We start from the raw sequence: 15,421 nt of genomic DNA, 5'->3' as shown, positions 1-15,421 counted from the left end.
GCGACACATTCCCGAGCATCACCACACACATCCATAAGGAGCACCATGAGCGCATTCGGCAGGGCTTCGGCCTCCCGCTCACGATCCGCCCGCACCGCCCTCAGCGCCGTCACCATCGCGGTGGCCGGCGCCCTCGTCCTCGCCGGCTGCTCCGGCGGCGGAGGCGAGGGGGGCACCACGGCCGACGGCGGCCTGAACCTCAAGATCGGCACGATCCTGCCGCAGACGGGCTCCCTCGCGGTCCTCGGCCCGCCCGAGTTCGCCGGCGTCGACCTCGCGGTGAAGGACATCAACGACGCCAAGGCCGGCATCACGGTGACCAACACGGCCAAGGACTCCGGCGACACCACGACCGACATCGCCAGCCAGTCCGCCACCTCGCTCATCGCGGACGGCAACAGCGCCATCATCGGCGCCGCGTCCTCGGGCGTCTCGAAGACCTTCATCGACCAGGTCACCCAGGCCGGCGTCGTGCAGCTCTCGCCGGCGAACACCTCGCCCGACTTCTCGACCTACGCGGACGACGGCTACTACTGGCGCACCGCCCCCTCGGACGTGCTCCAGGGCCGCATCCTCGGCAACAAGATCCTCCAGGACGGCAAGACCAACGTCTCGATCCTCTACATGAACGACGCCTACGGCACGGGCCTCGAGGAGAACATCAAGAAGACGCTCGAGGCGGGCGGCGCCACCATCGCCGCCGAGCAGGTCTTCGAGCCGTCCGCGACGGACTTCAACAGCGCGATCACCTCGGTGCTCGCCCCGAACCCGGACGCGCTCGTCGTCATCTCGTTCGACGAGATCAAGACCATCGCCGACCAGCTGGCGTCGAAGGGCTTCGACTTCTCGAAGTTCTACGGCACGGACGGCAACTACGGCGTGATCAAGGAGACCGACACGAACGTCGACATCGCGGGGGCGCAGTTCACGAACCCCGGCGTCGAGGCCAAGGAGGACTTCCAGGGCCGCCTGCAGGACATGGTGAAGGCCAAGGGAGACCCCGCCCTCACGGTGTTCAGCTACTCCGCCGAGTCGTACGACGGCACCGTGCTCCTCGCGCTCGCCGCGCTCCAGGGCAAGGCGACCGACGGCGCGACGCTGAAGGAGAACCTGCAGTCCGTCTCCGAGGACGGCGAGAAGTGCACGACCTTCGCGGACTGCGCGAAGCTCATCGCGGCGGGCACCGACATCGACTACGACGGCCTCTCCGGCCCGATCACGTTCGATGAGAACGGCGACCCGACCGAGGCGTACGTCTCCGTCTACAAGTACGGCACGGGCAACACCACGACCTTCGAGGAGCAGGTCTACGGCAAGCTCGACTAGCTAGCTAGCTAGCTAGCTAGCTAGCACACGCACCACGCACGGCTGAGGGCCCGGTCCGCATGGACCGGGCCCTTCGGCGTGCACGGGTGCAGGTTCGCGTCTCGCGGCCGCCGCCTCGCGCTCCCGCCTCACGGCTGCTGCGGCTCCAGGATCCGGGGGCCTGCCACGCGGATGCCGCGACCGGGCGTCACCGTCCGAGAGGCGGCGGCGCGACCGATACGGCGACCGCCACGACGCGACGCCTTCACGCCGTACGCCGTCAGCGGATGCCTCCCCGTGAGCGCGCCGCGACGCGCGCCCGCTCCGCAGACGACGACGCGGCACCCCCGGAGGGATGCCGCGTCGTGTCGTGCGAGGAGGGATCAGGGCTGGGGCGCCGCCTTCGCCTTCTCCTGGTCGGCGGCCAGCGTGCCGAGGTACAGCTCGATGACCTTCGGGTCGTTCATGAGCTCGCGCCCGCGACCCTCGTACGCGTCCTTGCCCTGGTCGAGCACGTAGCCGCGGTCGCAGATCTGCAGCGCGCGCCGGGCGTTCTGCTCCACGATCATCACGGAGACGCCCGCGCGGTTGATCTGCGCGACGTTGATGAACGTCTCGTCCTGGCGGACGGGGGAGAGCCCGGCCGACGGCTCGTCGAGGAGCAGCACCGTCGGGTCCATCATGAGCGCGCGCGACATGGCGACCATCTGCCGCTCGCCGCCCGAGAGGGATCCGGCGCGCTGCTTCAGCCGCTTGCCGAGCTCCGGGAACAGGTCGGTGACGAACGCCAGCCGCTCCTTGTACATCTTGGGCTTCTGGTACGCGCCCATCTGCAGGTTCTCGTCGATCGTGAGCGTGGGGAAGACGTTGTTGTTCTGCGGCACCATCCCCACGCCGCGGGAGACGAGCTTGTCGGCCTTGAGCCCGGTGATGTCCTGGCCGTTCAGCTCGATGCTGCCGCCGCGCACGTTCACCTGGCCGAAGATCGCCTTCAGCAGCGTGGACTTGCCGGCGCCGTTCGGGCCGATGATGCCCACGAGCTCGCCCTTGTCGACGTGCACGTTGCACCCGTTGAGGATGTTGACCCCGGGCAGGTAGCCCGCGTGGAGGTCGGTGGTCTGGAGGACCCGCTCTACCGTCACTTGTCTGCCGCTTCCTTCTCGATCTCGCTCTTCACGAGGTCGGAGTCCATGTCCTTCGCCACCTCGCGCTGGCCCGTGAGGGTGCCGAGGTCGGTGTCGTGGTGGGCGCCGAGGTAGGCGTCGATGACGGCGGGGTCGCTCATCACGGTCGAGGGCGGACCCTCGGCGACGATGCGGCCCTCGGCCATCACGACCACCCAGTCGGCGATCTCGTTGACCATGTGCATGTCGTGCTCGACGAACAGCACGGTCATGCCCTCGGTCTTGAGGTCGAGGATGTGGTGGAGCAGCGACTGCGTCAGCGCCGGGTTGACGCCGGCCATGGGCTCGTCGAGCATCACGAGCTCCGGCTTCGTCATGAGCGCGCGCGCCATCTCGAGGAGCTTGCGCTGACCGCCGGAGAGGCTGTCCGCGTAGTCCTCCTCCTTGGTGTCGAGCTTGAACTTCTTCAGGAGCCCGCGGGCGCGGTCCGTGATCTCGTCCTCCTTCTTGCGCCAGAGGGGGCGGATCAGCGCGGAGAAGAAGTTCTCGCCGCCCTGGCCGGTGGCGCCGAGGCGCATGTTCTCCAGGACGGTCATGCCGCCGAGCGCCTTCGTGAGCTGGAAGGTGCGCACCATGCCGAGGCGGGCGACGCGGAACGCGCTCATCCCGGCGAGGTCCTTGCCCGAGAACTCCCACCTGCCGGTGTTCGGCTTGTCGAAGCCGGTCAGCAGGTTGAAGAACGTGGTCTTGCCGGCGCCGTTCGGGCCGATGAGGGCCGTGATGGAGCCGCGGGGGATCTCGAGGTGGTCGACGTCGACCGCCTTCAGGCCGCCGAACTGCCGGCTGACACCGTGGGCGACGATGATGGGGTCCTTCTTGGCGCAGCCCGGAGCGGCGTCGCCGTCGAGGATGGCCGAGACCGGGGTCTTGTCAGGCAAAGTGCGTCTCCTTCTTCTTCCCGAAGATGCCCTGTGGTCGGAAGATCACGAGCAGCATGAGCGCGACGCCCACGATGATGAAGCGGATCGGGCCCTGCTGGGTGCTCGAGATGGGCAGCCAGTCGTTCGACACCGCGAGGCTGAGCAGGCCGTCCGAGAGCGACAGCGTGACCCAGAAGATGATCGAGCCGATGACCGGCCCGAAGATCGTGGCCGCACCGCCCAGCAGCATGATCGTGTAGAGGAAGAACGTGAGCTGCGTGCCGTAGTTGTCGGGCTGCAGCGACCTCGGGAGGATGAAGACCACGCCCGCGAGCCCGCCGAACACGCCGCCGAGCACGAGCGCCTGCATCTTGTAGGAGTACACGTTCTTGCCTAGAGCACGGACCGCGTCCTCGTCCTCGCGCACGCCCTTCAGCACGCGGCCCCAGGGGCTGCGCATGAGGAGGAAGACCAGCAGGCAGGCGATGCCGACGAGGCCCCAGCCGACGATGCGGATCCACCACTGGTCGGCGGAGTAGGTGAGCACGCCGAAGCCGAAGCGGCCCTCGGGCAGCGGGTTCAGCGCGTTGAAGCCGTTCGCCGCGCCGTTGATGCCCTCGGAGCCGCCCGTGACGTCGGAGAACTCCGGTGTCTTGACGCTCAGCCGGATGATCTCGGCGGCCGCGATGGTCACGATGCTCAGGTAGTCCGCCCTCAGCCGCAGCGTCGGGATGCCGAGGATGAGCGCGAACACCGTGGAGGCGACGATCGCCGCGAGCAGCGACGCCCACACCGGCCACTCGTACATGACCGCCGTGATGGCGAACGCGTAGCCGCCGATGGCCATGAAGCCGGCCTGTCCGAAGTTGAGCAGGCCCGTGAACCCGAAGTGGATCACGAGGCCGACGGTCGCGAGCGCGTACGCCGCGGTGGTGGGCGAGAAGATCTCGCCGATCGCCAGGAAGATGAAGTTGGAGTTCATGCGCGGCTAACCGATCCGATCTTTCCGACCCAGGATGCCCTGGGGCCTGACGAGCAGGATGACGATCATGACCACGAGAGCGGCCACGTACTTCATGTTCTCGGGCAGGACCATGGTGCTGACGTTGATGAAGACGCCGATCACGATCGAGCCGATGAGCGCTCCGAACGCCGTTCCCAGTCCGCCCAGGACGACGGCCGAGAAGACGAGCAGCAGGATGGACGCGCCCGTGTCCCAGCGCAGCGACTGGTAGTAGGCGATGAAGACGCCGGACAGGGCGGCCAGCGCGGCGCCGCCGATCCAGACCACGCGGATCACGCCCTCCACGTCGATGCCCGACGCCGCGGCGAGCGAGCGGTTGTCGGAGACGGCGCGGGTGGCCTTGCCGATCTTCGTGTAGAGCAGCACGTACGCGACCGCCAGGAGCAGCACGATCGAGACGATCGCGCCGGCGACGTCGGTGAACTTGAGGCTCACCGGGCCGACGACCAGGAACGGCGCCGGGCTGTTCGGGAGCGTGAGGCGGTCGGCGCCGAAGATGAACTGGAAGATGTAGCGCAGCGCGAGCGACAGGCCGATGGTGACGATCATGAGCGGCACCAGCCCGAGGCGCCGCTTCCGCAGGGGCTTCCAGAGGGCCGCGTCCTGCACGAACCCGAAGGCCCCGCCGAGGATCACCGTGATGATGATCGCGAGCACCGGGTTGAGGCCGAGCACGTTGCTGAAGAGGTACGCCATGAGCGCCCCGAAGGTCACCAGCTCGCCGTGCGCGAAGTTGTTGAGGCCCGTGGTCCCGTAGATGAGGGAGAGGCCGATGGCCGCGAGGGCGAGAAGCAGGCCGAAGATGAGGCCCGTCACCACCTTGGGCCAGAAGATCTTCCAGAAGTTGTTCTGGGTCACGGGCTCCGCGGTGCCGGAGACCGTGCCGGTCTCGGTGTCCGGCGCTGCGGTCTCGCCGCCGGAGGAGGTGCCCGTGCCGGCGCTCGCGCTCGGTGCCGGCGTCGATCCCGCGGCTCCGGCCGCGGCTCCGTCGGGCGAGATGAAGAAGAAGGCGGGGACGTTCTTGTTGCCCGCGGCCACGTCGACCTCGCGGGGGCTCGAGCCCGCGCGGGGGACGCCGGCGCCCTGGGGGATGGTGGACTCGTCGACCTCGACCGTGAAGGAACCCGGTGCGCTGAGGCCGACCTCGGCCTTGCCGTCCGTGCCGGTCGTACCGGTGGCCTCGACGCCGCCGCCCGACACCTTCACGGTGACCCCGGCGATGCCGGTCTTGTCGGCGTCCGCCCGGACCCAGACGAGCAGCGACTGCTCGGCGGACGCCGGGTCGACCGCCTGGGGCGCCGCGCGTGGATCCGCGTGGGCAGCCGATGGGGCCGTGAGGAGAAGTGCGGTGCAGGCGAACGCCACCGCGAGAATCAGGGCCCACATGCGCTGCGCGCGTGCTCCGGCCGAACCAGTGGCTATCACTAGACCTCCATAGGGGGAGCCGTGGGACGGGTACATCCGCACAGGCACCGCGACTACCGTCAGGACGACGTTGGTTGACAGTACGTGCTGATTATGTCCTGGATGTTTCGGGCGCGTACGGCGTGGAGGCGTGATATGCCGGGAATGCCGCTCGGCCCGTCCCGTTAACATTGAGACACCGGTTGCCGACGCGGTCCCCCGGGTATCTCATCCGCCTCTCATCCCCCTGGAGGGAACTTGGACCAGTCCGACCCGTTCGGCGTCATCGGCCTCACCTACGACGACGTCATGCTCCTGCCGGGGCACACCGACGTCATCCCCAGCGAGGCGGACACCACCTCCCGCCTGACCCGCAACATCAGCGTCGCCGCACCCCTCCTCTCCTCGGCGATGGACACCGTCACCGAGGCGCGCATGGCCATCGCGATGGCGCGCCAGGGCGGTCTCGGCGTGATCCACCGCAACCTCTCCATCGAGGACCAGGCCGCCTTCGTCGACAAGGTCAAGCGCAGCGAGTCGGGCATGATCACCAACCCCGTCACCACGCGCCCCGACGCGACGGTCGCCGAGGTGGACGCCCTGTGCGGCCAGTTCCGCGTCTCCGGCCTCCCGGTCGTCGAGTCCGACGGCACGCTCGTGGGCATCATCACGAACCGCGACATGCGCTTCGTCTCGCCCGTGCAGGCCGCCACCACGCTCGTGCGCGACGTCATGACGCGCACCCCGCTCATCACGGGGCAGGTCGGCATCGACCCGGACCACGCGATCGCGATCTTCGCGGAGCACAAGATCGAGAAGCTCCCGCTGGTGGACGACCAGGGGAAGCTGCGCGGGCTCATCACCGTCAAGGACTTCGACAAGTCGGAGCAGTACCCGGACGCGACGAAGGACGCCGAGGGCCGCCTCCGCGTCGGCGCGGCCATCGGCTTCTTCGGCGACGCCTGGCAGCGCGCGCTCGCGCTCGTCGAGGCCGGCGTGGACGTGCTCGTCGTCGACACCGCCAACGGCGACAGCAAGGGCGTGCTCGACATCATCCGTCGCCTGAAGTCCGACCCCGCCACCTCGCACGTCGACGTGATCGGCGGCAACGTCGCCACGCGCTCCGGCGCGCAGGCGCTCATCGATGCGGGCGCGGACGCGATCAAGGTGGGTGTCGGCCCCGGATCCATCTGCACCACGCGCGTCGTCGCGGGCGTGGGCGTGCCGCAGGTCACCGCGGTCTACGAGGCGTCGCTCGCCGCGCGCGCGGCGGGCATCCCCGTCATCGCGGACGGCGGCCTGCAGTACTCGGGCGACATCGCGAAGGCGCTCGTCGCCGGCGCCGACACCGTCATGCTCGGCAGCCTCCTCGCCGGCTGCGACGAGAGCCCGGGCGACCTCATGTTCGTGGGCGGCAAGCAGTTCAAGAGCTACCGCGGGATGGGATCGCTCGGCGCCCTGCAGACGCGCGGCTCGAAGACCTCCTACTCGAAGGACCGCTACTTCCAGTCGGACGTGCCGAACGACGACAAGCTCATCCCCGAGGGCATCGAGGGCCAGGTGCCCTACCGCGGATCCCTCGCGAACGTCGTGTACCAGCTCACGGGCGGCCTCCGGCAGTCCATGTTCTACGTCGGCGCGCGCACGGTCGGCGAGCTCAAGGACCGCGGGCGCTTCGTGCGCATCACGGCGGCCGGGCTCAAGGAGTCGCACCCGCACGACGTGCAGATGGTCGTCGAGGCGCCCAACTACCGGCGCTGATGCGGTGAGCCGCGCGGATCCCGCGCGGTGACGACGAGGGGCCGGTGCCGTGCGCACCGGCCCCTCGTGCGTCCGGGCGCTCCCTCACAGGGCGCGGCTCCGATCCCGCGTCCGGCGAGTCGCGGCCGGAGGCATCCCCGGCCCTCGTCGGCCGCGACACTGCCCGCATGCCCTCGACCCCGCCCGCGCCCGACGCCCGTCCGCTCGACGCCGCGACGCTCGGGCCACCCCGGGTCGTCCTGCTCCTCTCGGGGGGCACGGCCCTGCCGGGGGCGGATCCGGTGGGCGAGGAGGAGCGCGCGGATCCCGCCGTCGTCGCCCGAGCGGAGGCGCGCGGGGAGCTGGTGCGGCTGCGGGCCGGCGTGCACGTGGAGCGCGCGGCGTGGGAGGCGGTGTCGGCGCGGGATCGGCACCTGCTGCGGATCCGCGCGCTCGCCCGGGTCTCCCCGGCACCGGTGGCGCTCGGCGGCGCATCCGCCGCCGCCGTGCACGGGCTGCCGCGCCTCGCGCCGTGGCCGCTGCACGTGACGCTGCTCGACGTGGCGGGCCTGCCGCCGGGGCGCCGGGCGGGCACGCGCATCGTGCGGGATCCCTCCTGCGGGCGCTCGCCGGTCACGCGAGGCCCGGGTGGCGTGCGGCTGCCCACGCTCGCGGCGACGGCGCTCGCCGCCTCGCACGACGCGGCCGTGGCCGCCGTGCGCGGAGCCGCGGCGCCCGGGCCGGGCTGGTGCGCCCACGGGCTGGTCGCGCTCGACGACGCGCTCGCGCACGCGCGCCTCGTCCCCGTGACGCGCTCCGAGCTCCACGCGGAGAGGGAGCTGCGGGGGCCGGGGCCGTGGAGCAGGCGCGCCGAGCTCCTGGTCGAGGCCGCGGACGGGGCGGCGCGCGGCCCCGTGGAGTCGATCGCCCGCGGTGTCGCGGCGGAGACGGGGCTGGCGCGGCCGGCCGTCGGCTCGCTCGTGTCGGGTCACGGGCGGCTCGCGCTGGCCTGGCCGCGGCAGCGGGTCGGGCTCCGGATCCGCGGGGCGGGCCCGGAGGATCCCCTCGTCGTCGGGTCCTGCGCGGCGGAGGGGGAAGAGGGCGCGGAGTGGCGCGTCGTCGAGGCGACCGAGAGGGACGTGCTGGCCGCCGGGCGGCTCCGTGCGCTCCTGCTGCACGCGGGGCTCGAGCCCGAGCGGCGTGCCGCGCCGCCCGTCACGGGGATGCGGGGGGATCCGGGCCTCGGCCGGTCGCGCAGGAGCCCGCCGCTAGGCTGTGTGGGTGAGTGATGTAGAGATCGGCCGCGCCAAGCGGGCCCGCCGTGTGTACGCGTTCGACGACATCGCCATCGTCCCGTCGAGGCGCACGCGCGACCCGCAGGACGTGTCGGTCGCGTGGTCGATCGACGCGTACCAGTTCGAGATCCCGTTCCTCGCTGCCCCCATGGACTCCGTGGTCTCCCCGGCGACGGCCATCGCGATGGGGCGCTTCGGCGGCCTCGGCGTCCTCGACCTCGAGGGCCTATGGACCCGGTACGAGCACCCGGAGCGCCTGCTCGAGGAGATCCGCTCGCTGCCGCCCGAGTCGGCCACCGCGCGCATGCAGCAGATCTACGCCGAGCCGATCAAGCCGGAGCTCATCACGGCGCGCATCGCGGAGATCCGCGCGGCCGGCGTCGTCGTCGCCGCTGCCCTGTCGCCCCAGCGCACCGCCGACCACTACGAGACCGTGGTCGCGGCAGGCGTCGACCTCTTCGTCATCCGCGGCACCACCGTGTCGGCGGAGCACGTCTCCAAGGGCGCGGCTCCCCTCAACCTCAAGAAGTTCATCTACGAGCTCGACGTCCCGGTCATCGTCGGCGGCGCGGCCACCTACACGGCGGCCCTGCACCTCATGCGCACGGGCGCGGCCGGCGTGCTCGTCGGGTTCGGCGGGGGAGCGGCGTCGACAACCCGCTCGACCCTCGGGATCCACGCGCCCATGGCCACCGCGCTCTCCGACGTCGCGGGCGCCCGCCGCGACTACATGGACGAGTCCGGCGGCCGCTACGTGCACGTCATCGCCGACGGCGGCCTCGGCAGCTCGGGCGACATCGTCAAGGCCATCGCCGTCGGCGCCGACGCGGTCATGCTCGGATCCACGCTCGCGCGCGCCACCGACGCGCCCGGCCAGGGCTTCCACTGGGGCGCCGAGGCGCACCACTCCGAGCTGCCCCGCGGCCACCGCGTGCGGGTCGACCAGGTCGCGCCGCTCGAGCAGATCCTCTACGGCCCGTCCACCACGGCCGACGGCAGCGCCAACCTCGTCGGCGCGCTGCGTCGGGCGATGGCGACCACCGGCTACTCCGACCTCAAGGAGTTCCAGCGCGTCGAGGTCGTCGTCGCGCCGTACGGCAAGTAGTCCGCGCCGGCCTCCAGGCCGGGCCCGTCCCGCGTCGAGCGGTCCGGGAACATGCGGGGCGCGGCCCGCGTTGTGAACCATAGGAAGAGGGAGGTGCGCGCATGGCGGAGGTCCGTCGCGTCAAGCTGCCGGGTGTCGGCGTGCTGCACACCTTCATCACCGACGACGGGGGCAAGGTCGGCGTCATCGCCCACCGCTCCGGCCACAGCGACCTGATCACCTTCTCCGAGGAGCAGGACGGTCCCGACACGCAGAAGGTCTCGCTCCGCCTGAGCGAGGACGAGGCGCACACGCTCGCCGAGCTGCTCGGCGGCACGCGCATCACGGAGTCCCTCGACAAGCTCGACCAGATCCCCGGCCTCAGCATCGACTGGTTCACGGTCGACTACGACGACCACATCGCCGGCCAGGCGCTCGGCAACCTCGCGTCGCGCGGCGTCGTCGGGCTCACGGTCGTGGCGGTCGTCCGCGGGGAGTCCGCCAACCCGGCGCCATCCGACGACTTCACCGTCTACCCGGGCGACACGCTCGTCGTCGCCGGTTCCCCCGAGAAGGTCGCCAAGGCCTTCGCGTTCTACCGGACGGGCGAGTTCCCGCACCGCCCCGCGCCCGGCTCCGCGCCGGACGGAGGGTAGCGGGTGCACCACGGCCTCGACCTCATCGTCCTCGGCCTGCTGTTCGTCCTCGCCTACGCGTTCGGTCAGCTCGGCAAGCGCATCGGCCTGCCCGCGATCCCCATCTACATGCTCGTCGGGCTCCTCGCGAGCCCGAGCGTCGACTGGTTCCCGCTCGACTTCGCCTCGGGCGACATCGAGCTGATCGCCGTGTTCGGCCTGATCCTCCTGCTGTTCAACCTCGGGCTGGAATTCGACCAGGACGAGTTCTTCGGCAACGCCGGCAAGCTCATCATCTCGGGCGGCTCGTACGTGCTCATCAACATGGGCGTCGGGTTCGCGTTCGGGTTCGCGCTCGGCTGGGGCACCCGCGAGGCGCTCATCATCGCGGGCATGACGGCGACGTCCTCGAGCGCCATCGTCACCAAGCTGCTCATCGAGCTGAACCGCCTGGCCAACGACGAGACGCCCATGATCCTGGGCGTCACCGTGGTCGAGGACATCTTCATCGCCGTCTACCTCGCCATCGTGTCGGTCGTGCTGAGCGGGCAGACCGAGCCGTGGGCGGTGGTCGGCCAGCTGGCGGTGTCGTTCGCCTTCCTCGTCGTCATGTTCACGGTCGCGCGCAAGGGCGGCGCGTTCCTGTCGCGGTTCATGCGCACGCGCGACGTCGAGCTGTTCACCGTCCTGTTCTTCGGGCTCGCGATCCTGTTCGGCGGCATCGGCGAGGTGCTCGGCGTCACGGACGCGATCGGCGCCTTCCTCATCGGGCTGGTCCTCGGCGCGACCCGGGTGCGCAACCGCATCGAGCAGATCGCCATCCCGCTGCGCGACGTGTTCGGCGCGTTCTTCTTCCTCAACTTCGGCCTCGCGCTGGATCCGGGCGAGTTCCCCACCGTGGTCGTCCCTGTGCTCATCGCGGTGCTCATGACGGTGGTGCTCAACATCATCGCCGGGCAGTTCGTCGCCTGGCTCAACGGGCACGGCGCGCAGGCCGGCATCAACACGGCGTTCATCCTCCAGAACCGCGGCGAGTTCGCGCTCATCCTCGCGACGCTGTCGCTGTCGGCGGGGCTCGACGAGCGGATCCAGCCGTTCGCGGGCCTCTACGTGCTGGTGATGGCGATCATGGGGCCGCTCCTCGCCGCGAACTCGGTGCACATCGGCACGGCCGTGCTGCCCACGAGGTACCGCTCCGCCACGAAGCGCGCGGCCGAGAAGGCCGGGCGCGACGCGGAGCGCGCCGGCGCGCTCGCCCTGTTCGAGGCCGCCGAGCGCGGCGAGCGGGCGCCCGGCGACGCCTTCGACGACGGACTCGCGGCGGCGGGGCCCCGCCCGGGCACCGTCGCGCGCGGCGTGACGCCGGGCACCGGCCCCGAGGCCGATGGCGCGCGCCCCGTGCGGCCCGGGGCGGACGACGACGGAGACGCCGGCGGCGCCGAGGGCCCGCGTCCCGCCCCCGACCGCCGCGCCGAGCAAGCCGGCCAGCAGTCCGACCACGACACCTGGACACCACCCACCCGCGAACGGGAACCCGACTACTGATGACGCACGCATCCGACCCCCGCTCCGACGCCGCCGCGCGTCCCGATTCCGAGCCCGCGGTCTCCGGCCAGGGCGGCTCCGGTGCGCCGGGCGCCCCCGGCCCCACGATCGGCCAGGTCGCCCGCCGCCCCCGCTCGCTCGCGCTGCTGGCGCTCGCGCTCGTCATCGCCGCGGGCTTCGCCGCGCTGGGGCAGTGGCAGCTGGCGCGCGCGGTCGAGTCGGGCGTCGTCATCGAGCGCGACACCGAGACGGCGCTGCCGCTCGGCACGCTGGTCGAGCCGCAGGGCTACGTCACCGACACGTCCGCCGGGCACATGGTCACCGTCGCGGGCTCGCTCGTCCCCGGCGACTTCGTCGTCGTCTCCGACCGCCTCAACGCCGGCCGCACCGGCGCCTGGGTCGTCGGCCACCTGTCCATCACGGACGACGGCGCCCCCGCGGATCCCGCACCCGACGCGCTGCCCGCCAGCGTCCCGGTCGCGCTCGGGTGGGCCGCGACCGACCAGGAGGCGGCGGCCGTCGCGGCGCAGCTGAACGCGGGCGACGGATCCCCGACTGGGGTCCAGGAGATCGTCGGCCGCTTCCTCCCGAGCGAGCAGCCCGAGCCCGCGGGTGAAGGCCAGGATCCCCAGCGCATGACGCGGCTGAGCACGGCCGCGCTCGTCAACCTCTGGCCGGGCGATGTGGGCGACGTCTACAACGGCTTCATCGTCGCGTCGACCCCGGTCGTAGGCCTCGCGACGATCGACTCGCCGCCGCCGAGCGAGGCCGTGCAGCTCAACTGGCTGAACATCTTCTACGCGGCGGAGTGGGCGGTGTTCGCGATCTTCGCGATCGTCATCTGGTACCGCACCGTCCGCGACACCTGGACCCGTGAGCAGCCGGGCTACCGCGAGGACGAGGACGAGGACGACGACGAGGATCCGCTCCCCGAGGGCGACCGCGACGACCCCGTCGGAGCTCCCGGGCGCGGGAGCCGCGCAGACGCCGACCGGTAGGATCCACGCATGGCCTACGGACTCAAGCGCTCCGACGTCCCGCAGATCCGTAGGGTGCTCGGCTTTTACCGCGTCATGGCGTTCATCACCGGCGCGTTCCTCCTCCTCCTCGTCGTGGAGATGGGCATCAAGTACCTGCCCGGCTTCCAGTTCGTCGACGGATCCCTGCAGTACCTGGCCGGCGCCGGCTACGAGCTCGAGCTGAACGGCCCCTCCGGCTTCCTCGCGCTGTCCCCGGCGGACACGCTCACGGGCACCAACCTCAGCCTCCTGATCCAGATCGTCCACGGCAACATCTACGTGGTCTACCTCATCAGCGACTTCCTGCTCTGGCAGAAGATGCGCTGGTCGTTCACGCGCTTCATCCTCATCGCCGCGGGCGGCGTCGTGCCGTTCCTCTCCTTCATCGTCGAGGCGCGCATCGCCCGCCGGGTGCGGGAGGTCATCGCGAAGCTCGAGGCTCCCCGCCGTGCGAGCACGTCCGCCGACGACCGCGACGACCGCGACGACCGCGACGACCGCGACGACCGCGACGACCGCGACGACCGCGACGACGCGGACCCCCGACCCATCGACCCGACCACCACCACGGAGGCCACCCCTTGAGCGTCGACAACCCCACGAACCAGCGCCCCGTCCTCGTCGTCGACTTCGGCGCCCAGTACGCGCAGCTGATCGCCCGCCGCGTCCGCGAGGCCAACGTCTACTCGGAGATCGTGCCGTCCACGATCACGGCCGAGGAGATCCGCGCGAAGGACCCGTCCGGCATCGTCCTCAGCGGCGGCCCGTCCAGCGTCTACGAGGAGGGCTCGCCCGGCCTCGACGAGGGGATCCTCGAGCTCGGCGTCCCCGTCCTCGGCATCTGCTACGGCTTCCAGGTCATGGCCCGCGCGCTCGGCGGCGAGGTCGCGCACACGGGAGCGCGCGAGTACGGATCCACCGCGGTCACGCTCACGCCCGGCAGCACCCTGCTCGACGGCCAGCCCGACGACCAGACCGTGTGGATGAGCCACGGCGACTCCGTGTCGAAGGCGCCCGAGGGCTTCGAGGTCCTCGCCTCGAGCGCGTCCACGCCCGTCGCCGCCTTCGCGAGCGACGAGCGCCGCCTCTACGGCGTGCAGTGGCACCCCGAGGTCAAGCACTCCGCGCACGGCCAGGCCGTGCTCGAGAACTTCCTGCACCGCGCCGCCGGCATCCCCGGCGACTGGAACAGCGGCAACGTCATCGCCGAGCAGGTCGAGCGGATCCGCGCCCAGGTCGGCGACGCCCGCGTCATCTGCGGCCTCTCCGGCGGCGTCGACTCCGCGGTCGCCGCGGCGATCGTGCACCGCGCGGTCGGCGACCAGCTCACCTGCGTCTTCGTCGACCACGGCCTCCTCCGCCAGGACGAGCGCCGCCAGGTCGAGGAGGACTACGTGGCCGCCACGGGCGTCCGCCTCGTCACGGTCGACGCGGCCGACCAGTTCCTCGACGGACTCGCGGGCGTCACGGACCCTGAGGCCAAGCGCAAGATCATCGGCCGCGAGTTCATCCGGTCGTTCGAGGGCGCCGCGGAGGCGCTCGTGCTCGAGGCGAAGGCCGACGGCGAGCCCATCCGGTTCCTCGTGCAGGGCACGCTCTACCCGGACGTGGTGGAGTCGGGCGGCGGCACGGGCACCGCGAACATCAAGAGCCACCACAACGTCGGCGGCCTCCCCGAGGACCTCAAGTTCGAGCTCGTCGAGCCGCTCCGCACCCTGTTCAAGGACGAGGTGCGCGCCATCGGCCGCGAGCTCGGCCTCCCCGAGGTCATCGTGGGTCGCCAGCCGTTCCCCGGGCCCGGCCTCGGCATCCGCATCGTCGGCGAGGTCACGGCCGAGCGCCTCGAGCTGCTCCGCAAGGCGGACGCCATCGCGCGCGCCGAGCTCACCGCCGCGGGCCTCGACAGTGAGATCTGGCAGTGCCCCGTCGTGCTGCTCGCGGATGTGCGCTCGGTCGGCGTGCAGGGCGACGGCCGCACCTACGGCCACCCCATCGTGCTGCGCCCCGTCTCCAGCGAGGACGCGATGACCGCTGACTGGACCCGCCTGCCGTACGACGTGCTGGCGCGCATCTCGAACCGCATCACGAACGAGGTCGACGGCGTGAACCGCGTCGTGCTCGACGTCACGTCCAAGCCGCCGGGCACCATCGAGTGGGAGTGATCCTCCCGCTCGCGCTCCGGCGCTGACACGACGAAGGCCGCTCCCCGAGGGGAGCGGCCTTCGTCGTGCTGCCGGTCCGCGGTGCTGTGCCAGGGACCTGCTGTGGTGCTAGTTGTTGCCGCGCAGGATCGCGAAGATGCGGAGCAGCTCGACGTACAGCCACA

13 protein-coding genes are annotated in these 15,421 nt (G+C 71.2%); 9 read left to right on the top strand and 4 right to left on the bottom strand.

The annotated features are described in order from the left end of the window. The first annotated feature begins 45 nt into the window (after nucleotides 1–45). A complete protein-coding gene (locus FGD68_RS00065; RefSeq protein WP_104235995.1) occupies nucleotides 46–1,326 on the top strand; it encodes an ABC transporter substrate-binding protein in 1,281 nt (426 codons plus the stop codon). A gap of 362 nt (nucleotides 1,327–1,688) precedes the next feature. Here the strand turns inward: FGD68_RS00065 and FGD68_RS00060 are convergent, their stop codons facing one another. From FGD68_RS00060 to FGD68_RS00045, 4 genes are read right to left on the bottom strand one after another with little or no spacing between them, the layout of a single operon-like run. Next, entirely contained in the window at nucleotides 1,689–2,447 is a 759-nt protein-coding gene (locus tag FGD68_RS00060) for an ABC transporter ATP-binding protein (protein WP_104235996.1), read from the bottom strand. After that, complete coding sequence (locus FGD68_RS00055) at nucleotides 2,444–3,367, bottom strand: ABC transporter ATP-binding protein (protein WP_119372712.1); 924 nt, start codon at nucleotides 3,365–3,367, stop codon at nucleotides 2,444–2,446. The genes FGD68_RS00060 and FGD68_RS00055 overlap by 4 nt, the downstream gene beginning before the upstream one ends. Next, on the bottom strand, nucleotides 3,360–4,331 hold the full coding sequence (locus FGD68_RS00050; protein ID WP_104235998.1) for a branched-chain amino acid ABC transporter permease: 972 nt from the start codon (nucleotides 4,329–4,331) through the stop codon (nucleotides 3,360–3,362). Before FGD68_RS00050 ends, FGD68_RS00055 begins: the two co-directional genes overlap by 8 nt. Nucleotides 4,332–4,337: 6 nt before the next feature. Then, nucleotides 4,338–5,759, bottom strand: a complete 1,422-nt coding sequence (locus FGD68_RS00045; RefSeq protein ID WP_104235999.1) for an ABC transporter permease subunit — start codon at nucleotides 5,757–5,759, stop codon at nucleotides 4,338–4,340. A 276-nt stretch (nucleotides 5,760–6,035) separates the two neighbouring features. Here FGD68_RS00045 and guaB point away from each other — a divergent pair, with 276 nt between their 5' ends. The 8 genes from guaB to guaA all read left to right on the top strand — a co-directional run bounded on the left by guaB (nucleotide 6,036) and on the right by guaA (nucleotide 15,257). Next, nucleotides 6,036–7,538: an IMP dehydrogenase gene (gene guaB / locus FGD68_RS00040; RefSeq protein WP_104236000.1), complete on the top strand. Its 1,503-nt coding sequence runs from the start codon at nucleotides 6,036–6,038 to the stop codon at nucleotides 7,536–7,538. Between the two features lie 167 nt (nucleotides 7,539–7,705). Then, entirely contained in the window at nucleotides 7,706–8,806 is a 1,101-nt protein-coding gene (locus FGD68_RS00035; protein ID WP_237609629.1) for a hypothetical protein, read from the top strand. Next, nucleotides 8,799–9,917: a GuaB3 family IMP dehydrogenase-related protein gene (locus FGD68_RS00030; RefSeq protein ID WP_104236002.1), complete on the top strand. Its 1,119-nt coding sequence runs from the start codon at nucleotides 8,799–8,801 to the stop codon at nucleotides 9,915–9,917. The genes FGD68_RS00035 and FGD68_RS00030 overlap by 8 nt, the downstream gene beginning before the upstream one ends. A gap of 101 nt (nucleotides 9,918–10,018) precedes the next feature. Continuing rightward, a complete protein-coding gene (locus FGD68_RS00025; protein ID WP_012039247.1) occupies nucleotides 10,019–10,552 on the top strand; it encodes a cation:proton antiporter regulatory subunit in 534 nt (177 codons plus the stop codon). Nucleotides 10,553–10,555: 3 nt separating this feature from the next. Further along, a complete protein-coding gene (locus tag FGD68_RS00020; RefSeq protein WP_237609628.1) occupies nucleotides 10,556–12,076 on the top strand; it encodes a cation:proton antiporter in 1,521 nt (506 codons plus the stop codon). Beyond that, a complete protein-coding gene (locus FGD68_RS00015) occupies nucleotides 12,076–13,074 on the top strand; it encodes an SURF1 family cytochrome oxidase biogenesis protein (protein ID WP_119373323.1) in 999 nt (332 codons plus the stop codon). Before FGD68_RS00020 ends, FGD68_RS00015 begins: the two co-directional genes overlap by 1 nt. A 9-nt stretch (nucleotides 13,075–13,083) precedes the next feature. Next, a complete protein-coding gene (locus FGD68_RS00010) occupies nucleotides 13,084–13,680 on the top strand; it encodes a DUF3817 domain-containing protein (protein WP_119373324.1) in 597 nt (198 codons plus the stop codon). Continuing rightward, nucleotides 13,677–15,257, top strand: a complete 1,581-nt coding sequence (guaA, locus tag FGD68_RS00005; RefSeq protein ID WP_119373325.1) for a glutamine-hydrolyzing GMP synthase — start codon at nucleotides 13,677–13,679, stop codon at nucleotides 15,255–15,257. Before FGD68_RS00010 ends, guaA begins: the two co-directional genes overlap by 4 nt. Nucleotides 15,258–15,421 lie beyond the last annotated feature (164 nt).

The organism is Clavibacter californiensis, assembly GCF_021952865.1.
GTDB lineage: Bacteria > Actinomycetota > Actinomycetes > Actinomycetales > Microbacteriaceae > Clavibacter > Clavibacter californiensis.
The sequence above is the reverse complement of the archived record's forward strand: the minus strand, read 5'-3'. Positions and strand labels throughout refer to the sequence as shown.